This is a genomic window from Escherichia whittamii (assembly GCF_014836715.1).
In the GTDB taxonomy this organism is placed as follows: domain Bacteria; phylum Pseudomonadota; class Gammaproteobacteria; order Enterobacterales; family Enterobacteriaceae; genus Escherichia; species Escherichia whittamii.
Map to the genome: position 1 here is coordinate 50,449 of NZ_JACSQI010000016.1, position 20,274 is coordinate 70,722.

16 protein-coding genes and 4 tRNA genes are annotated in these 20,274 nt (G+C 52.4%); 5 read left to right on the forward strand and 15 right to left on the reverse strand.

The window, feature by feature from the left end:
• Nucleotides 1-140 precede the first annotated feature (140 nt).
• The 5 genes from hemC (at nt 141) to aslA (ending at nt 6,847) form a co-directional block, all read left to right on the forward strand.
• Nucleotides 141-1,082, forward strand: coding sequence for a hydroxymethylbilane synthase (gene hemC, locus H9644_RS19415; protein WP_064530544.1), 942 nt, complete (start codon nt 141-143; stop codon nt 1,080-1,082).
• Nucleotides 1,079-1,819, forward strand: a complete 741-nt coding sequence (hemD, locus tag H9644_RS19420; protein WP_191776132.1) for a uroporphyrinogen-III synthase — start codon at nt 1,079-1,081, stop codon at nt 1,817-1,819. Before hemC ends, hemD begins: the two co-directional genes overlap by 4 nt.
• Before the next feature lie 21 nt (nt 1,820-1,840).
• Nucleotides 1,841-3,046: a uroporphyrinogen-III C-methyltransferase gene (gene hemX / locus H9644_RS19425; protein ID WP_191776134.1), complete on the forward strand. Its 1,206-nt coding sequence runs from the start codon at nt 1,841-1,843 to the stop codon at nt 3,044-3,046.
• A gap of 2 nt (nt 3,047-3,048) precedes the next feature.
• On the forward strand, nt 3,049-4,245 hold the full coding sequence (gene hemY, locus H9644_RS19430) for a protoheme IX biogenesis protein HemY (RefSeq protein WP_191776136.1): 1,197 nt from the start codon (nt 3,049-3,051) through the stop codon (nt 4,243-4,245).
• Between the two features lie 946 nt (nt 4,246-5,191).
• Nucleotides 5,192-6,847 carry an arylsulfatase AslA gene (gene aslA, locus H9644_RS19435; RefSeq protein ID WP_064530539.1) on the forward strand — a complete coding sequence of 552 codons (1,656 nt, stop codon included), beginning with the start codon at nt 5,192-5,194 and terminating at the stop codon, nt 6,845-6,847.
• Nucleotides 6,848-7,013: 166 nt separating this feature from the next.
• On the opposite strand, the gene H9644_RS19440 is transcribed toward aslA, so the two are convergent.
• From H9644_RS19440 to wzzE, 15 genes are all read right to left on the reverse strand, one after another.
• Nucleotides 7,014-8,249, reverse strand: coding sequence for an anaerobic sulfatase maturase (locus H9644_RS19440; RefSeq protein WP_064530538.1), 1,236 nt, complete (start codon nt 8,247-8,249; stop codon nt 7,014-7,016).
• Nucleotides 8,250-8,395: 146 nt separating this feature from the next.
• A tRNA-Pro gene (locus tag H9644_RS19445) sits at nt 8,396-8,472 on the reverse strand.
• A 42-nt stretch (nt 8,473-8,514) separates the two neighbouring features.
• Nucleotides 8,515-8,601: transfer RNA gene (locus H9644_RS19450), tRNA-Leu, on the reverse strand.
• A 20-nt stretch (nt 8,602-8,621) separates the two neighbouring features.
• Nucleotides 8,622-8,697: transfer RNA gene (locus H9644_RS19455), tRNA-His, on the reverse strand.
• 58 nt (nt 8,698-8,755) lie between these two features.
• Nucleotides 8,756-8,832: transfer RNA gene (locus H9644_RS19460), tRNA-Arg, on the reverse strand.
• Between the two features lie 102 nt (nt 8,833-8,934).
• Nucleotides 8,935-10,320: a bifunctional threonine/serine APC transporter ThrP gene (thrP, locus tag H9644_RS19465; protein ID WP_191776138.1), complete on the reverse strand. Its 1,386-nt coding sequence runs from the start codon at nt 10,318-10,320 to the stop codon at nt 8,935-8,937.
• Nucleotides 10,321-10,511: 191 nt separating this feature from the next.
• The gene (gene wecG / locus H9644_RS19470; protein WP_191776140.1) at nt 10,512-11,252 is read right to left on the reverse strand and encodes a lipopolysaccharide N-acetylmannosaminouronosyltransferase; all 741 of its coding nucleotides are present in this window, start codon (nt 11,250-11,252) and stop codon (nt 10,512-10,514) included.
• Between the two features lie 2 nt (nt 11,253-11,254).
• Nucleotides 11,255-12,607 (reverse strand): ECA oligosaccharide polymerase, encoded by a 1,353-nt coding sequence (gene wzyE, locus H9644_RS19475; protein ID WP_191776142.1) that lies wholly within the window; start codon nt 12,605-12,607, stop codon nt 11,255-11,257.
• On the reverse strand, nt 12,604-13,683 hold the full coding sequence (gene rffT / locus H9644_RS19480) for a TDP-N-acetylfucosamine:lipid II N-acetylfucosaminyltransferase (RefSeq protein ID WP_191776144.1): 1,080 nt from the start codon (nt 13,681-13,683) through the stop codon (nt 12,604-12,606). Before rffT ends, wzyE begins: the two co-directional genes overlap by 4 nt.
• Complete coding sequence (wzxE, locus tag H9644_RS19485) at nt 13,680-14,930, reverse strand: lipid III flippase WzxE (protein ID WP_064530533.1); 1,251 nt, start codon at nt 14,928-14,930, stop codon at nt 13,680-13,682. The genes rffT and wzxE overlap by 4 nt, the downstream gene beginning before the upstream one ends.
• 1 nt (nt 14,931) lies before the next feature.
• Entirely contained in the window at nt 14,932-16,062 is a 1,131-nt protein-coding gene (gene rffA / locus H9644_RS19490; protein ID WP_064530532.1) for a dTDP-4-amino-4,6-dideoxygalactose transaminase, read from the reverse strand.
• A 4-nt stretch (nt 16,063-16,066) separates the two neighbouring features.
• The gene (rffC, locus tag H9644_RS19495; protein ID WP_064530531.1) at nt 16,067-16,741 is read right to left on the reverse strand and encodes a dTDP-4-amino-4,6-dideoxy-D-galactose acyltransferase; all 675 of its coding nucleotides are present in this window, start codon (nt 16,739-16,741) and stop codon (nt 16,067-16,069) included.
• Between the two features lie 34 nt (nt 16,742-16,775).
• The gene (gene wecC, locus H9644_RS19500) at nt 16,776-18,038 is read right to left on the reverse strand and encodes a UDP-N-acetyl-D-mannosamine dehydrogenase (RefSeq protein ID WP_191776146.1); all 1,263 of its coding nucleotides are present in this window, start codon (nt 18,036-18,038) and stop codon (nt 16,776-16,778) included.
• Nucleotides 18,035-19,165: a non-hydrolyzing UDP-N-acetylglucosamine 2-epimerase gene (gene wecB / locus H9644_RS19505; protein ID WP_064530529.1), complete on the reverse strand. Its 1,131-nt coding sequence runs from the start codon at nt 19,163-19,165 to the stop codon at nt 18,035-18,037. The genes wecC and wecB overlap by 4 nt, the downstream gene beginning before the upstream one ends.
• 55 nt (nt 19,166-19,220) lie before the next feature.
• Nucleotides 19,221-20,267, reverse strand: a complete 1,047-nt coding sequence (wzzE, locus tag H9644_RS19510; protein WP_064530528.1) for an ECA polysaccharide chain length modulation protein — start codon at nt 20,265-20,267, stop codon at nt 19,221-19,223.
• Between the last annotated feature and the right edge of the window lie 7 nt (nt 20,268-20,274).

Here is a 20,274-nt window from a genome sequence, read left to right on the forward strand (position 1 = left end):
AATTCCTTATTACGACGGCTTGAAGCGCCAGTCAGGATCCACTTTACGTTTTGCATTAACGTCAACGTTTCACCACAGCACTGACATCGCTCCAGCAAGGATGTTAGGATGGACCACGGATGATAATGACGGTAACAAGCATGTTAGACAATGTTTTAAGAATTGCCACACGCCAAAGCCCACTTGCACTCTGGCAGGCACACTATGTCAAAGACAAGTTGATGGCGAGCCATCCGGGATTAGTCGTTGAGCTAGTACCGATGGTGACGCGCGGCGATGTAATTCTTGATACGCCGCTGGCGAAAGTAGGCGGAAAAGGCTTATTTGTTAAAGAGCTGGAAGTCGCGCTCCTGGAAAACCGCGCCGATATCGCCGTACATTCGATGAAAGATGTGCCGGTTGAGTTCCCGCAAGGTCTGGGACTGGTCACCATTTGCGAACGCGAAGATCCGCGTGATGCCTTTGTGTCCAATAATTATGACAGCCTGGATGCGTTACCGGCTGGCAGTATCGTCGGGACTTCCAGTTTACGCCGCCAGTGCCAACTGGCTGAACGCCGCCCGGACCTGATTATTCGCTCTCTGCGTGGGAATGTTGGGACACGCCTTAGCAAGCTGGATAACGGCGAATACGATGCCATTATTCTTGCCGTGGCCGGATTAAAACGTTTAGGGCTGGAGTCCCGCATTCGCGCTGCGCTACCCCCTGAAATTTCTCTTCCGGCAGTCGGACAAGGTGCAGTAGGTATTGAATGCCGCCTTGATGATACGCGTACCCGCGAGCTTCTTGCCGCGCTTAATCACCATGAAACCGCGCTACGCGTCACCGCTGAACGTGCAATGAATACCCGTCTGGAAGGAGGTTGTCAGGTGCCGATTGGCAGCTATGCCGAGCTTGTCGACGGAAAAATCTGGTTGCGTGCGCTGGTCGGTGCACCAGACGGTTCACAGATTATTCGTGGTGAACGCCACGGCGCGCCGCAGGATGCCGAGCAAATGGGGATTTCACTGGCAGAAGAGCTACTGAATAACGGTGCACGGGAGATTCTCGCTGAAGTCTACAACGGAGACGCGCCAGCATGAGTATCCTGGTCACCCGCCCATCTCCAGCTGGAGAAGAGTTAGTGAGCCGTCTGCGCACACTGGGGCAGGTGGCCTGGCATTTTCCGCTGATTGAGTTTTCCCCAGGTCGGCAATTACCGCAACTTGCCGACCAGCTATCAGCACTTGGTGAAGGCGATCTATTGTTTGCCCTTTCGCAACACGCCGTTGCTTTTGCCCAATCACAGCTGCATCAGCAAGATCGTAAATGGCCCCGGCTACCCATTTATTTCGCCATCGGCCGCACCACTGCGCTGGCGCTGCATACCGTGAGCGGACACCTGGTTCGTTATCCGCAGGATCGGGAAATCAGTGAAGTCTTGCTACAATTACCTGAATTACAAAATATTGCTGGCAAACGTGCGCTGATATTACGTGGCAACGGCGGTCGTGAGCTGATTGGAGAAACTCTGACGGCACGCGGTACTGAAGTCACTTTTTGTGAATGTTATCAACGGTGTGCAATTCATTATGACGGTGCAGAAGAGGCGATGCGTTGGCAATCCCGCGAGGTGACGACCGTCGTTGTTACCAGCGGTGAAATGTTGCATCAACTCTGGTCATTGATCCCACAATGGTATCGTGAGCACTGGTTACTACGCTGTCGGCTTTTGGTCGTCAGTGAGCGTTTGGCGAAACTCGCCCGGGAACTGGGCTGGAATGACATTAAGGTCGCCGATAACGCTGACAACGATGCGCTATTACGGGCATTACAATAACTCTCATAACAGGAAGCCATAATGACGGAACAAGAAAAAACCTCCGCCGTGGTTGAAGATACCAGGGAGGCCGTGGACACCACGCCACAACCTGTCGTTGCAGAAAAGAAGAGTAAGAACAGTACCGCTCTGATTCTCAGTGCGGTGGCTATCGCCATTGCTCTGGCAGCAGGCGTCGGTTTGTATGGCTGGGGTAAACAACAGGCCGTCAGTCAGACTGCCACCAGCGATGCCCTGGCGAGCCAACTCACGGCACTGCAAAAAGCCCAGGAAACCCAAAAAGCGGAGCTGGAAGGCATTATTAGGCAACAGGCTGCACAGCTAGAACAGGCGAATCGTCAGCAAGAAACGTTGGCAAAACAGCTGGATGAAGTCCAACAAAAGGTCGCCACCATCTCTGGTAGCGATGCCAAAACCTGGCTTCTCGCACAGGCGGACTTTCTGGTAAAACTTGCCGGACGTAAACTCTGGAGCGATCAGGACGTCACCACCGCAGCGGCGTTACTGAAAAGCGCTGATGCCAGCCTGGCAGATATGAATGACCCCAGCCTTATTGCCGTTCGTCGGGCAATTACCGATGATATCGCCAGCCTTTCTGCGGTATCGCAGGTGGATTATGACGGCATTATCCTCAAGTTGAATCAGCTTTCTAATCAGGTAGATAACCTGCGTCTGGCCGACAATGACAGCGATGGTTCGCCGATGGATTCCGACGGTGAAGAGCTTTCCAGCTCCATCAGCGAATGGCGCGTCAATCTGCAAAAAAGCTGGCAGAGTTTTATGGACAACTTCATTACGATTCGCCGTCGTGATGATACTGCCGTACCGCTGTTAGCGCCGAATCAGGATATCTATCTGCGCGAAAATATTCGTTCCCGTCTGCTGGTCGCCGCACAAGCTGTGCCGCGTCATCAGGAAGAGACTTACCGTCAGGCGCTGGAGAATGTCTCCACCTGGGTTCGTGCTTATTACGATACTGACGATGCGACGACCAAAGCATTCCTCGACGAGGTGGACCAGTTAAGTCAACAGACTATTTCGATGGATCTCCCGGAAACCCTGCAAAGCCAGGCGATGCTGGAAAAACTGATGCAAACCCGCGTGCGTAACCTGCTGGCACAACCGGCAGCGAAGGCAACGGAAGCTAAACCTGCACCTGCACCTGCACCTGCACCTGCACCTGCACCGCAAGCTGATGCTCCGGCAGCCGCGCCGCAAGGAGAATAACCATGATAAAAGTGTTATTGCTCTTTGTGTTGCTGATTGCGGGGATTGTAGTTGGCCCGATGATCGCCGGCCATCAAGGTTATGTGCTAATCCAGACCGATAACTACAATATCGAAACCAGCGTCACTGGCCTGGCGATCATTTTGATTCTGGCGATGGTCGTGCTGTTTGCCATTGAGTGGCTACTACGGCGGATCTTCCGCACCGGTGCGCACACCCGGGGTTGGTTTGTCGGACGTAAGCGTCGCCGCGCACGGAAGCAAACTGAACAAGCGCTGCTAAAACTGGCGGAAGGCGATTATCAGCAAGTTGAAAAGCTGCTGTCAAAAAATGCCGATCATGCTGAACAACCGGTGGTGAACTATCTTCTGGCCGCCGAAGCCGCACAGCAACGAGGTGATGAAGCACGCGCCAACCAACATCTGGAACGTGCCGCGGAGCTGGCTGGCAACGACACCATTCCGGTGGAAATCACCCGTGTACGTCTGCAACTGGCCCGTAATGAAAATCACGCAGCTCGCCACGGCGTAGATAAGTTGCTGGAAGTCACGCCACGCCATCCGGAAGTGCTGCGTCTGGCGGAACAGGCGTATATCCGCACCGGTGCGTGGAGTTCACTGCTGGATATCATCCCGTCGATGGCAAAAGCCCACGTTGGCGATGAAGAACATCGTGCAATGCTGGAACAACAGGCATGGATTGGCCTGATGAATCAGGCACGAGCCGATGACGGCAGCGAAGGTTTACGTAACTGGTGGAAAAACCAAAGCCGGAAAACGCGTCATCAGGTGGCGTTGCAGGTGGCAATGGCGGAACATCTTATCGAGTGTGATGACCATGACACAGCCCAGCAAATTATTATCGACGGCCTGAAACGCCAGTATGACGATCGCCTGCTGCTGCCAGTTCCACGACTGAAAACCAACAATCCGGAACAGCTTGAAAAAGTGCTACGCCAGCAAATCAAAAACGTCGGCGATCGCCCACTGTTGTGGAGCACATTGGGCCAGTCACTGATGAAGCACGGCGAATGGCAGGAAGCATCCCTCGCCTTCCGCGCGGCGCTGAAACAACGCCCGGACGCCTACGATTACGCATGGCTTGCCGACGCGCTGGACAGACTGCACAAGCCGGAAGAAGCCGCATCGATGCGCCGCGACGGCTTGATGTTGACGTTGCAGAACAACCCGCCGCAGTAATTTATATCGCCTCGTTCAGAGGCGATATTTTTTTACAAGGATGTCAAAATGCGCATGCCGTCCAACTCTCTTTTCCGCTTGCCATCTCCTGAAATTAATCCTGTCCGGGCAAGGTTGTTGCTTTGCTTTTTGATGTGCGCTGCTCTGGCTGGCCTAAGCTGGTTGAAGATATCGCCGCTCGCTGCGGACGCGATTTAACAGGAATAGAGAATAATCAGTTTCTTCCCATCGTCACGGTAGGCTCTCTTGTAAGAGTGCTAAATGCACAACCAATGACGCAGGAGCGACGTAATCTGTTGTTTATTCAGCCATAAAAAAACGCCTGCTCTTATTACGGAGCAGGCGTTAAAACAGGTCTGTATGACAACAAATGGGTGCTTCACTCAACGTTGTGTCCATGGTGTCTGATGAGGCATAAGCGACATCTGTCAGTGGACGATAAGCACCGTAAACGGCTCTGCGTCATTCCTAAGTTTATGAGGCACTAAGGCGAACATAAGAGATAGAATGAGCATCTACTCAATTATTATGCCATACAGCTCGGGAAATAACATCCTTTAATACTTGTTATGAGACAATTCTGCAATCCAGGTTTCTTTCGTTCGCAATAATTACCTGAGCAAATATTATCCAGAACCTTACTCTCTTTAATTATAAATACTGTGAATTGTTAAAAACATTCAATAACAAATCTATATATTAATTACACTCCTAATCAAAAACAGCACCAATAATCAACGCTATACAATAAACCGGTCTTACATATCCCCCACACCGGGGGTAGGATTGAAAGCGCTCTCCTGATCTTTCGATTTATTCTCATGGCAAATAAATAATTTATTTTCATCATAATTATTTATGTACCCATTTTATCAGGGAGAGGGATCTCAATTATCAATGCTTAATTACGTCATCCATTTAATGACATGAAACCGGAGCATTTTGCATGGAAATTTCGTTTTCACCCAAACTACTGGTGATCGCCGTCGCCGCCGCTATTCCTTTGTTGGCCAGTGCTGCAGATACCCCATCAACCGCCACCGCGCGTGAAGGCTATGCCGGGTATAATCACCCCAATCAGTATTTGGTTAAACCGGCGACCACCATTGCCGATAATATGATGCCTGTGATGCAGCATCCGGCACAGGATAAAGAAACCCAGCAGAAGCTGGCGGAATTAGAGAAAAAGACCGGTAAGAAACCGAACGTGGTTGTTTTCTTACTGGATGACGTGGGCTGGATGGATGTCGGCTTTAATGGCGGTGGCGTGGCGGTAGGAAATCCAACGCCAGATATTGACGCCGTTGCCAGCCAGGGATTGATTTTAACCTCTGCGTATTCTCAACCGAGTTCTTCCCCGACCCGCGCCACCATTCTCACCGGACAATATTCTATCCACCACGGCATTCTGATGCCGCCGATGTACGGACAACCGGGCGGGCTGCAAGGGCTAACTACCCTGCCGCAATTGCTGCACGACCAGGGTTACGTCACTCAGGCCATCGGGAAATGGCATATGGGGGAAAACAAAGAGTCGCAGCCGCAGAACGTCGGCTTTGATGATTTCCGTGGCTTCAACTCAGTGTCCGATATGTATACCGAATGGCGCGATGTTCACGTCAATCCGGAAGTCGCCCTGAGTCCGGACCGTTCTGAATACATCAAGCAATTACCATTTAGCAAAGATGATGTTCATGCTGTACGCGGCGGCGAACAGGAGGCCATTGCTGACATTACGCCGAAGTATATGGAAGACCTGGATCAACGCTGGATGGAATATGGCGTTAAGTTCCTCGACAAGATGGCGAAGAGCGATAAACCTTTCTTCTTATATTACGGTACGCGCGGCTGCCACTTCGATAACTACCCGAACGCCAAATATGCGGGGAGTTCTCCGGCCCGTACCTCGTATGGCGACTGCATGGTAGAGATGAATGATGTGTTCGCTAATCTCTATAAAACGCTGGAGAAAAACGGTCAGCTGGATAACACGCTTATTGTCTTCACCTCCGATAACGGTCCGGAGGTCGAAGTGCCACCGCACGGTCGCACACCGTTCCGTGGTGCGAAAGGGTCTACCTGGGAAGGCGGCGTTCGCGTTCCGACTTTCGTGTACTGGAAAGGCATGATCCAACCGCGTAAATCTGACGGCATTGTTGATCTGGCAGATCTCTTCCCAACAGCACTGGATCTGGCGGGGCATCCTGGCGCGAAAGTCGCGAATTTAGTGCCGAAAACCACCTTTATTGATGGTGTGGACCAGACATCTTTCTTCCTGGGAACAAACGGTCAGTCTAACCGTAAGGCCGAGCACTACTTCCTCAACGGCAAACTCTCTGCTGTACGTATGGATGAGTTCAAATACCATGTGCTGATTCAGCAGCCATACGCTTATACCCAGAGCGGGTATCAGGGTGGGTTCACCGGCACGGTCATGCAAACTGCCGGATCGTCGGTATTTAACCTCTACACCGATCCACAGGAAAGCGACTCTATCGGCGTGCGCCATATTCCGATGGGAGTGCCACTACAAACGGAAATGCACGCGTATATGGAGATCCTGAAAAAATATCCACCACGTGCGCAGATTAAATCGGACTAAGCCGGCGCTATCGCTAAATCGGGCTGCTCTGCTCTTGCCGGATGCGGCGTGAACGCCTTATCCGGCCTACGAAATCGTGCAAATTCAATAAATTGCAGCATCCTGTAGGCCGGATAAGATGCGTCAGCATCGCATCCGGCAATCAACCGTAGGCGGCCGCCGATTTTTACTTATTCACCATCATCAAGTGCGCCTGCATAATGTCACTGGCCGGGCGACCGTGTGCCAGTAAATCAGCCATTGCTTTAAGATATGGCGGTAGATGGCGGAAATAATGCTGATACCCAGCGCACAAATAATTCAGCCCCGGTTTGCCGCTGACATCGAGCATAAAGCGGTGTTTCGGGCAACCTCCCCAGCACGCTTTTAACACGTTGCAACTGCGACACTGCGCCGGTAACTGCTTAAATTTATCTTCACCAAAAGCCTGCTGCTGCGGAGAATCTACCATTTCTGCGATGGTCTGCTGATGCATATTCCCCAGTCGATATTGCGGATAAACAAAGTGATCGCAGGCATAAACGTCGCCATTGTGCTCAACAATTACCGAGCGTCCACAGGTCGGCTGATGATGGCAAACCGCGCCCGGCGCACCGACAAAATTGGCAAACGCCCATTCGATATTCATCACGAAAATCTTGCCGACATCGCGTTTGATCCAGTGGTCAAAAATCGCCACCAGAAACTCACCGAACGCCTCGGGGCGTACCGACCATTCCGTCAGTTCGCCCTGAATATCGCCGGGAGCATGTAATTTCAGTCCATCACGGGCAGCTGTTTCATCAGCCAGACGCTCGACCACCGGAATAAACTGGATGAACTCAACACCTGCGTCACGCAGAAAATCATAGACTTGCAAAGGTTGTAACGCACTGGTGCGATTAACGCAGACCAGCACGTTATAGTCGACATGATGCTTTTGCAGCAGCTTCAGGGCGCGCATCACCAGCTTATGCGTTGGTCTGCCGCCTTTGGTCACGCGATATTGATTGTGGATCTCTGCCGGACCGTCCAACGATAGTCCGACAAGGAAATGATGCTCCGCGAGAAACGTGCACCATTCGTCATCCAGCAGCACTCCGTTAGTCTGGAAGCTGTTACTTACCTGCCTGCCAGCACCGTATTTCGCCTGTAACTTTACGGCACGGCGGTAAAACTCCAGCCCTAACAGCGTTGGCTCACCGCCCTGCCAGGTAAAAGCGACTTCGTTTTGCGATTCGCTGGCGGCGATATAGTGGCGGACATACGCTTCCAGCGTGTCATCGTCCATATGCGTGACTGGCTTTTCACGGTAAAGGGATTGTTTTTCGAGATAAAAACAGTAGTCACAGTTCAGATTACAATCGGAACCGCTCGGTTTCGCCATCACGTGAAACGCACGCGTTGGAACCTGTTGCAGCATGGTCGCTCCTTGCCTGAAGTCGTCCTTCAATGAGTTAAGGGCGAAATCATACCGTGTGGCAATGAGTTACTACGGGCGTTTATTGCGAAGGGAGAGTGATGGAATGCACAGAAAACAAAAAACCCCGCCGAAGCGGGGTTCAAAATTGGTCGGCGAGAGAGGATTCGAACCTCCGACCCACTGGTCCCAAACCAGTTGCGCTACCAAGCTGCGCTACTCGCCGAAATACTGCTTTTTGAATTTTTAGTTCAATTCTTTAAAGTCGTGGTGCGAGGGGGGGGACTTGAACCCCCACGTCCGTAAGAACACTAACACCTGAAGCTAGCGCGTCTACCAATTCCGCCACCTTCGCATTGTCACAACTTCTAATAATGGGGTGGCTAATGGGATTCGAACCCACGACAACTGGAATCACAATCCAGGGCTCTACCAACTGAGCTATAGCCACCACTACAAATCTTGTTACGCGGTATTACTACCACCGCAGCTCAAGCGCCGGGACTAAATGGCGCGCCCGACAGGATTCGAACCTGAGACCTCTGCCTCCGGAGGGCAGCGCTCTATCCAGCTGAGCTACGGGCGCTTAGCGCCGTTGCGGGGGTGGATAATACGGACTTCCCCCCCCTCTGTCTAGTCCCTTTTTAAATAAAATGCGCGTTTGATTACGCTTTGTGCGTTTTGCCGATTATTCATCCAGCTTGTGCGCTTTACCGTGGCGATTAAGGCCAAAAACTTTATAAATCGCCGTCACCGCCAGCATGAAGATGATGCCGACAAACAGCGACATACGGGTATCTTCATTAAAGTACATCCCGATCAAAACGCAAATCAGGAATGCCATTGTTACGTAGTTGGCCCACGGAAACAGGATTGAGCGGAACGGATGGCTGGCAATCGCCGCTTTGTGTGCACGACGAAAACGCAGCTGGCTTATCAAAATCACAAACCACGGCACCATGCCCGGAAGCACGCTGGCGCTGTAGACGTAGACAAACACACGCTGTGGGTTAGGGATGATGTAGTTCAGACACGAACCAATTAACAGGATCGCAATGGATACCGCCACTCCTGCAACTGGCACGCCGTGACGGGAAACTTTCGCCATCGCCGCCGGTAACTGACGATTTTTCGCCAGCGCGTAGAGCATACGTCCGCAACTGTACATGCCGCTGTTACAGCCAGAAAGCGCAGCCGTCAGCACCACAAAGTTGATAATGCCCGCCGCCGCAGTAATACCGATTTTGGCGAAGGTCAACACGAACGGGCTGCCGTTGCTGCCAATTTCATTCCACGGGAAGATAGTGACGATAACGAAAATCGCGCCCACGTAGAAAATCAGGATCCGCCACAGCACTTTGCCTACCGCACTGCGCAGCGTGACCTGTGGATTTTTTGCTTCACCGGCGGTGATGCCGATCAGTTCCACTCCCTGGTAGGATGCCACCACAATACACAATGCCGTCAGGAACCCTTTCCAGCCACCAGCAAAGAAGCCCCCATGCTCCGTGAGATTGCTAAAACCAATCGACTGCCCGCCATTGCCAAAACCAAAGAAAATCACGCCCAGGCCAATGACAATCATCACGATGATGGTAGTGACTTTGATCATCGCGAACCAGAACTCTATTTCACCGTACAACCGCACCGCTGCCAGATTCGCCAGCGCCACCAGCGCCACCGCTATCAATGCCGGTATCCACTGCGCCATATCCGGGAACCAAAACTGGACATAAACACCAATGGCGGTAATTTCTGAGATCCCCACCGCCATCCACATAAACCAGTAAGACCAGGCGGTGAGATAGCCAAAGAACGGGCTCATGTAACGATGTGCATAAACGGCGAACGAACCGGTAACCGGCTCGAGGAACAACATTTCGCCCATTGAACGCATGATGAAAAAGACGAACAGCCCGGCGATGATATAGGCCAACAATACAGATGGCCCGGCCCATTTCAGGGTGCTGGCGGCCCCCATAAACAGACCAACACCAATGGTGCCCCCCAGGGCGATGAGTTCGATATGTCGAGCTTCCAGCCCACGCTGTAGCTCTGGTTTGTTATCTGCCATAAATCCTCGTGTTGTGTTTGCATGTTTTTCCGGTGTTACCGGTTATCGTTATGGGTACATCGAGTGTTGCGAATGTTTTCGTAATTCAGGAGAAATGGCAAATGAAGCATTAAAAATTTGAATGCTTTGTGTGATAAAACAGCAGAATGGCGACAGAGCAACCACTCCGTCGCTTTACAGAGCAAGGGAAATCAGAGATTGCCGGTGTAATGCCAGCGTAAATAACGCAGCAAACGAAGCTGGCGCTTAATGCGACTCGGCTGCGAAAGCAGTCTGTAGAGCCACTCCAGTCCCAGTTTTTGCCAGATTTTTGGCGCGCGTTTTACGTGACCGGTAAAGACATCGTACGTTCCACCAACGCCCATATACAGCGCATGAGGGTGCACCAGGCGGCAGTCGCGCATGAAGATCTCCTGCTTTGGCGAGCCCATCGCGACGGTGACGATTTGCGCACCACTGGCGTGAATATGCTCAAACAGCGCCTGACGCTGCTCAGGCTTGAAATAACCGTCCTGGCTGCCAACGATATTCACCTTCCACTGGTCGCGCAGTTTAGCTTCGGTCTGCGCCAGCACTTCAGGTTTACCGCCCACAAGAAACACTGGCGTTCCTTCCTTGCCAGCGCGCACCATTACTTCTTCCCAGAGATCGGCACCTGCAACGCGGGAAACCTGCGCCTGCGGGTACTTTTTACGCACCGACCGCACGACACTAATACCATCGGCATATTTAAATTCGGCTGCGTTAATTAACTCCCTGACCTCGGCGTTATCTTCAATGGTCAGCATTTTTTCGGCGTTAATGGCAACCAGCGTTCCCTGCTTAAGCTGTCCATCAGCGAACAGATAATCGAGGGCATGCTGCATATCACGCCAACCGATCAACTGTAAGCCCCGCAGCGTATAGGTCGGTGCCGTGGTGTTGTTATTCATTGTTATCCTTCAACCTGCGTCCGGAGCGATGATTTTATTCGTTTATGAATGAGTCCGGCGCTATCAAAAAGCCAGTACAGCAGTTTTGCAATCATCAGGCTTGCGCCGAAGACCACGATAAAAAAGACGACACGCGAGACAAACGAATCCAACCCTTCGCGCGCCAGCACGATCATATTGAAGATCGCCCCAAAGCAGAAACTGTGGAGAATCGCAGCCTTATAGCGATTGGTTTCGCGGTTGCCCAACTCATACAGCCAGTCGAACCATTTGATGATCAGACCAACCACAATCGCCCCAAGCGGGATGAACAACGCGCCGCCCATAACAACCAGCGAGCCTATAAGCGTAGGCGAGATCGCCAGCCCGGAGTGGTTATTCAGCACTTCCCAGGTAAAGTAGTTGGCGGAGTTCAGCACCATACTCGGGCGACCCGGCCACAGCCAGGAAGGGATAAAGACATAGAAATCGCGAACAATCGGTGCCAGCCCCTGGAAGTCGATGTTGTCGTAGTTCTGCAACAACAGCGCCAGATTCTCCCACGGCGAGAAGGTATCGCGGGTGAGATAGAGAAACGTATAGAACGCCTCATCGCCGCTCACGTTCATTCCATAGCGTTTTAGCGCCAGCCAGAACATACCCACAATCCCCAGCACGCCCGCCGCCGCCAGCATCCACAGCGAAATCCAGCCGCGAATAATGCCGATAAACAGGAAGATCGCGAACGCGATAATGATATTGGCGCGAGTGCCGCCGACAATCATGTAAGTCAGCAAGCCAAAGGCAACCGTGCTGACGAGGAAAAACAGCCACGCTTTGCTGTCCTGGCGCAGAAAGTAGACCACCAGCATTGCCGGGATGAAAAAGTAAAAGAAGCGTTTTAATGCCACACCGGAGACTTCACTAGAGAAGATCTGGCTGTAGGAGTTAAGCCGGAACAGCAAAAAACCGTTGTGCATGAAGAAGATGCCGACGCTCACCAGCGCGATGCCCATCAGGATCACCCACGTGAGATTAGCTTCCACGCGGTTCATGGTAAACACGGGACGGCGCGGAGCATCTGCAACGCGTTTGCGTAAGCGTGTTTTGTAAGTGACGTAGTAAACTGCGTAAAATCCTCCCGCAGAAAGTAACGCCTGCAACAAGATCTCTGGCGGCACTACGGCAACATCAAAGCGAAATACCAGCAAGCTGGTCAGCGGGAAGCCGAAGAAAAAGGTCAACAAAAACAGCAATGAAAAGAAGACATTGAAGTTAAAGCGCACGCGGCGAAACTCAAACCAGGTCAGCGTGGCGATAAACAGCGTGCAGAGCAGCCAGACAACAAAAAGGCCGCTAAATTGCAGCAGGCTCATGCGACCTCCCCGGAGGCAATCGCCAGCGCCCGCTGCCAGCCTTGCAGATAATTCGGGCTAAAGAAGGCAATGTTGTTTTTATCCACCGACGCCAACTGACGCTGCGCTTCACGCACAATATCCTCGTTGAGCTCGTCAGTGGTAAACAGCACCGGCAAATGTTGCTCTGTCATATCCTGCCAGAACGGATTTTCCCGGTTAAGCACACAGGGAATGCCCGCCTGAATCAGCAAGCACAGCGTACCAATGCCCTGCTGGCGAGCAAAAATAAAGTATCCGAGATCGCACTGGCGAAGTAGCGCCAGATAGGCGTCAAATTCCAGTTTTTCGCTTAGAACTTGCAGATTTTCTTCGCTGAATAGCTCCAGCCCCGCCTGACGAACTTCGTCAATGTACGCTTCGTTATTAGGCGGATAGCCCATCGGTACAACCACTTTTACCGTATCGCCAAACTGCTGATGAACAGCGCGCAAGGCGGCGATATGTTCATTGCTGCGATCGCCGGAGTTCCCTACCAGAATAGTCATTTTCCCTTCACGTTGGCGATCGTTCGCCATTGTATTGAGAGAAGGGTCCATACGGGTTGGGAAATAAATCAGTTCGCCCCGCACCTTAGGATGCGTTTTGGCAAAAAAGCTCAAGTCTCCCCGAGTGGCAAACACACAGCCCACTCGCTTTTGTGCCAGTCGGCGTAGAGGATAAAAGAGTTTATATTTCAATCCACTGGAAACTTCATAGAGGTCTGCCCCCCAGATATGCCAGTAAAACTGGTTTGGCTTGATTCCGCCATTAAGCAACGCCAGCCACAGCTTGGGATTGAATTGACCGTGGAAGAAAAACCGTTGCTGGCGGTTAGCTTTCGCTTTAGCGATAACGGCTTCTGCCAGCGATTTTTTCCCAGGGAAAAATTGCACAGAAAGCGCCGGACAACTATCACTTAAGCCGTCGTCCTTGCCAGCAACCATAAACTCGCGCGCGTGCTCGCTCGTCGCGACCAGCGTGTCATTGAAAAACCGCAGAACGGTTTGGTTATGGTGAGGGATATCCGATCCCAGTACGTGAATCAGTACAGTCATGCCCGCCTACGCCAGAGTAAAAACACGCCACAACAAAGAGAAAAATAGACGATATAGGTTGCCATGTAGGCCTGCGCCGCGCCCAGGGCGCCATGCGCGGGGATCAACCAGTGGGCAAATACCATCAATAAAGTGAACTGACTGACTTCCGCCAGAATATAAAACCGCAGCGACGCTTTGGCGATCACCAGATAACCAAAGACATAAGCGCCCACTTTTAACACATCGCCGACCAACTGCCAGGCAAAGAGATCGCGCATGGCGGTAAATTTATTCGACAGCAGTAGCCAGATGGCAAAATCACGCAGTAGCCAGACGGTAAAACTCGCCGCCGCCACGGCCGGTAAAACGAATTTCAGCGATTTAACCACTTCCCTGGTAATATCGCGCTTTTCCGTTAGCCGCGACAACGTGGGCAATAAATACACGCTAAAGGAGGCTGTAATAAATTGCAGGTAGGCGTCGGAAATACTGCTCACCCCTTGCCAGATACCCACTTCATCCCAGCTATACTGCGCTGCCAATAGTTTACGCATCATGATGTACGCAACGGGCAAGGTCACCGACGTAATCAGCGCCATGAGCGTGAACTTACTCAACTGCCCCGCCAGACCGTTATCCCAACAGGGTTTCAGATAGCTTAACGGGATAGCGCCACGCTTAATTAACATGACAGCGGCAGGAATCACTACCAGCGCGGGAATCAGCGCCAGACCAAGCAACGCGCCTTCATAACCGCCAAAACGGTAACTGACATAATAAGCGATAACGCCAATCAGGCTGCCGACAATCAGCGATAACGCATTACCCGCGGCATCGCGAAAGCCTTTCATCAACGCCAGTAACAGGTTGCCCCAGGCGATGCCCATTTGCACCAGCGCCACTAAACGCACCAGCCCCTGATAGTCGGTATTACCGAACAATCCCAGGCTGATTGGCGCAGCCGCCAGCACAAAGACCAGCGCCATCAGCGTGGAGAAGCCAAGCACCATCGCTGATGAAGTGCCGACCACGCGGCGCAGGTGCTGCGGATTATCATGGTACTGGGCAACGTATTTGGTTACACCGTTAAAGATGCCCGCCCCGGCAAGCACGCCGAGCACGGTAATCAACTGGCGGAAATTTGCCGCCAACCCTAGTCCTGCCGGACCAAATGACACTGCCAGTAATTTACCAACCAGTAACCCAGCGCCAATCTTGACCAGTGTACTGGCCGCCGTCCACAAGGACGCTTTTGCCAGCGACATATCAGGAGAAGTAGTTCAACAAGGTCGCAATTACCGTGCGCTGATTGACGGGCGACAGGTTGTAGAACAGCGGCAGGCGCAGCAGGCGCTCGCTCTCTTTGGTGGTGTAGCGATCTTCGCCGTGAAACTCACCAAAGCGTTCACCCGCAGGGCTTGCGTGTAGCGGAATGTAATGGAACACCGCCATAATTTCCGCTTCTTTCAGGAAGTTAATCAGCGCACTCCGGTCATCATTATCCCGCAGCTTAATGTAGAACATATGCGCGTTCTGCACGCAGCCATCGGGAATCGACGGCAGCTCGATACGCCCGGCTTTCGCCAGAGGTGCTAACGCATCGTAGTAGTTTTGCCACAGCGCCAGACGTTGCTGGTTGATACGTTCAGCGGCTTCCAGTTGCGCCCACAGGTACGCAGCTTGCAGATCGGACATCAAATAGCTGGAACCGATATCGCGCCAGGTATATTTATCGACCTGACCACGGAAGAACTGGCTGCGGTTAGTGCCTTTTTCACGGATGATCTCCGCACGTTCAATCAACGCTTTATCGTTAATCAGCGTCGCACCGCCTTCACCGCCCGCCGTGTAGTTTTTAGTTTCATGGAAGCTAAAGCAGCCAATATGACCAATGGTTCCCAGCGCACGCCCTTTGTAAGTGGACATCACGCCCTGAGCGGCATCTTCCACAACAAACAGGTTATGCTTTTTCGCCAGTGCCATAATGGTGTCCATTTCACAGGCCACGCCCGCGTAATGCACCGGCACGATAACGCGCGTTTTATCGGTGATCGCCGCTTCAATCCGCGTTTCGTCGATATTCATGGTGTCCGGGCGGACATCAACAAAAACGATTTTAGCCCCACGCAGCACAAATGCGTTGGCGGTGGAAACAAAGGTGTAGCTCGGCATGATAACTTCATCGCCCGGCTGGATATCCAGCAGCAGCGCCGCCATTTCCAGAGAAGCGGTGCAGGACGGCGTCAGCAGCACTTTGGCGCTGCCAAAACGTTGCTCCAGCCACTGCTGGCAGCGACGGGTAAAACCGCCATCGCCACACAGTTTGCCGCTACCCATTGCCGACTGCATATAGTCGAGTTCGGTTCCTACCACCGGCGGTGCGTTAAATGGAATCATGTGATCACCTGTATAACCAGTACGCGGTGCTTTCTACATTCGCACCACTTTGTATGTATCGTCTAAGCGCGGCGGTGTTGCCCATCTGGGTCGCCACCCGCAATGTTTTTTTACCGCGAGCATACGCCCAGTTTAGCGCTGCTTGCATCAGGTGTGCACCTGCTCCGCGTCCTGCCAGTAAACCAATGCGCGCGTCAGTGACATTCAACTCTCGCAGAGACACATAGCCGCGAATCTCGCCAGAGGCCGCGCGTAAAACCAGGCATTGATGATCAAAGGTGCCGCGCACGGCATTTTCAATCCACTGTGCGTAAAAGCGACCACTGGCGTCGGGCGCATACCACGGCATACGAAACCGGCTTTGTGCGAATGCTTCACGGGCTAACTGGCGTAGTACTGGAATATCTGATTCTTGAGCCACTTCCGCATGGCTTTCACTGACGTTGATCACGGGCAGCGCCAAATCCACTTCCCCTTCTACCAGTGAGAATCCCAGCTGTTGCAGGGCATCCAGTTCATCGGTATTGGATGCGGCAATTTTGGCCTGTACCCGTGACCACGGCGCCAAAACGTCTGACGTCAGGAGCGGTGCGTCAGGACTAATGCGAACGATAGCGCTGTTAACGCCAAAGAAGGCGTTTTCCCAGATTAGTGGTTCAATACTGGCGCGGACGGGCATTCGCTATCTCCCTCAAAACAGTCATTCACTGTAATCAGCGCCAGACCCCTTTGGTATCCACGACATACTGCTGCTGAACATCATCGCCGCTAATGGCTTTAAACTGGCTGTGATCGACCAGCATCACCAGCACATCTGCCATTGCCAGCGCCTCGCCAAGCTGCGCCAGCGTGCAAAGCCCGGTCAGTTTTTTCGGCAACTGGTGAATGTTAGGCTCAACAACCAGCGTTTCGCCGCTGTGCCACTGGGCGATCAGTTCAGCGATTTCCATCGCCGGGCTTTCGCGCAGGTCATCAATATTCGGTTTAAATGCCAGACCAAAGCAGGCAATTTTCAGCTCGCTGGCGCGTTTATCAGTGGCAGCCAGACAATCAGCAACCGCCGCTTTCACCTGGTCGATAACCCAGAAAGGCTTGTGATCGTTCACTTCCCGCGCGGTGCGGATAAGCTGCGCCTGCTGGGGATTCTGCGCCACGATAAACCACGGGTCGACGGCAATGCAGTGACCGCCCACGCCAGGCCCAGGCTGAAGAATATTGACGCGTGGATGGCGATTCGCCAGACGAATCAGTTCCCAGACGTTAATTCCTTGATCGGCGCAAATCAGCGACAGTTCGTTAGCAAAAGCAATATTCACGTCGCGGAAGCTGTTTTCTGTGAGCTTACACATTTCCGCCGTCCGCGAGTTAGTAACGACACACTCACCTTCGAGGAAAATTTTGTACAGTTCGCTGGCGCGCGCCGAGCAAACTGGCGTCATGCCGCCAATGACGCGATCGTTTTTAATCAGTTCGACCATCACCTGGCCCGGCAACACACGTTCCGGGCAATAAGCAATGTTGACGTCCGCCTGCTCGCCCACTTGCTGCGGGAAAGTCAGATCCGGACGCATCTCTGCTAACCATTCTGCCATCTTCTCGGTTGAGCCCACCGGCGAGGTGGACTCAAGGATCACCAACGCGCCTTTTTTCAGCACAGGCGCAATGGAGCGGGCAGCCGATTCAACGTAGGTCATATCCGGCTCATGATCGCCTTTAAATGGCGTTGGGACAGCAATCAGCCAGGCATCAGCCTCAACCGGCGTCGTGCTCGCTCGTAAAAAACCGCCTTCTACGGCAGTTTTTACCACACTCGCCAAATCAGGTTCGACGATATGGATTTCGCCACGATTGATGGTTTCAACCGCTTGTTGGTTGATATCGACACCAATCACCTGTTTTTGCCGTGAGGCAAACGCAGCTGCCGTTGGCAGCCCGATATAACCTAGTCCGATAACAGAAATGGTCGCAAAACTCATAATGATATCCGATTATTTTTTAACGCTTCCAAAATGCGAGAGCATGCCTGACCATCACCATACGGATTATGGGCTCGGCTCATTGTTTGATATTCATCTTCGTCTTCTAAAAGACGCGTCACTTCCTCGACGATCCGTTGTTTATCCGTCCCCACCAGACGTACCGTACCAGCGGTCACCGCTTCTGGGCGTTCGGTGGTATCGCGCATCACCAGTACCGGTTTACCCAGAGAAGGAGCTTCTTCCTGAATGCCGCCAGAGTCAGTCAAAATCAACCAGGCGTGGTTCATCAACCAGACAAACGGTAAATACTCCTGGGGATCGATCAGAATGACATTTTTCACATGCCCCAGAATGCGATTGACCGGCTCTCTGACATTCGGGTTAAGGTGTACCGGATAAACAATCTGGATGTCCTGATGAGTGGTAGCGATTTCAGCCAGCGCATGGCAGATTTCTTCAAAGCCACGGCCGAAGCTCTCACGCCTGTGACCGGTCACCAGAATCATCTTTTTATCGGGATCGATAAACGGGTAATTTGCCGCCAGTTCTGAACGCAGCGTATCGCTGCTCATGACCTGGTCGCGCACCCACAGCAGTGCATCAATTACTGTATTACCGGTAATAAAGATTCGGCTGTCAGCGACGTTTTCACGCAGCAAATTTTGCCGGGAAGTTTCAGTTGGTGAAAAATGGTACATCGCCAGATGCCCGGTCAATGTACGGTTAGCCTCTTCCGGCCACGGCGAATAGAGATCGCCTGTGCGCAGTCCGGCCTCAACGTGACCAACAGGAATACGCTGATAAAACGCTGCCAGGCTGGTTGCCAGTGTGGTGGTAGTATCACCGTGAACCAGCACAACGTCTGGTTTGAACTCGGCAAGAATAGGTTTTAGTCCTTCCAGAATACGACAGGTTATCTCTGTCAGGCCCTGTCCTGGCTGCATTATGTTGAGATCGTAGTCAGGTACAATGGAAAAGAGTTTCAGCACCTGATCGAGCATCTCCCGATGCTGCGCAGTGACGCAAACTTTAGCCTCAAAAAAAGGATCTTTTGCCAACGCATGCACCAACGGCGCCATCTTGATGGCTTCCGGGCGCGTACCAAATACAGTCAGTACTTTCACATCGATTCTCTTCGAATAAGCGGCGAGCGCCTTTGCGCTCACCACAGCTGTGTTGCTATTTCGAGCAACGGCGGGTTAATGCGACACCAGCCCCGATCAGCCCCCCGACAATGCCCCACATGATCATCAGGAAGGCACGACGTGGGCTATCGCGTTTTACCGGTTCTTCCGGTGTACGCAAATAGCGATAGGTCTGAAAACGCGGATCCAGGGTTGGACCAACATTAAGGGTGTTTAACATGGCCCGATTCTGATCATAGTCGAGATCAAAGGCTGGGCCGACAGCCTGTAAATTTTCCAGTCGCGCCTGGAGCATCGGGCGCCCCAACAGGAACATTTCTGAATCAGGTAATTCCTCGGCTGGTACATCTGTCGCACTGCGAGAAATATTGTGTTGCTCGGCGATTTTCAGTGCCTGTTCAATACTGTTCATTCGGCGGTCGTAGATGGACTTAGCCACTTCTTCCTGACGCTTCACCTGAGCTTTCATCTGAATAGTGCGCGCTGCCCATGCGCCTTTCAGCTCATCATTCAGATGGCTGGCTGCACGCTGGCTGGCAAAAGCAACATATTGACGAAGCAGGTTATTAGCATCGGGGGCGGTTTCGGCAACCAGCTTAACGCTGTCATTGACCGCGCGGGCGAAATCACCAGGAATAAACAGGATGTTGTTGATCATTTCATCCAGCAGAGCCGCATCAGCCTTACTATTTCCGACCATCCGCTGTTTGTAATAGTCAGTCTGCAACCAGAAATCGCGGCGGGTATCCCACGACGCCAGTTGCATAACAAACTCTTTATAGGCTTCATCCATGACCGATGGTTGGTCGGCAGGGGCCATATTTGAACGAACATCCAGGTTACGCAGAAACTGCTGCTGCGAGTAGTACCCGCCCAGCATATTCACGGTTGGACGATCGGTAATCGCCGTCGCGCTCCACTCCTGACGCGCAAAAAAAGTATACGCCAACGCGATTAAGGCAAACGCCAGCCCCATGCCAATAATCCACAGCTTCCCAGCCCACAAGGTACGAAACAACCCACGAATATCCAGTTCATTTTCAGCGTCTTCGGCTGGTTTCCCAGGCATTGGTTGCGTCATTACATCC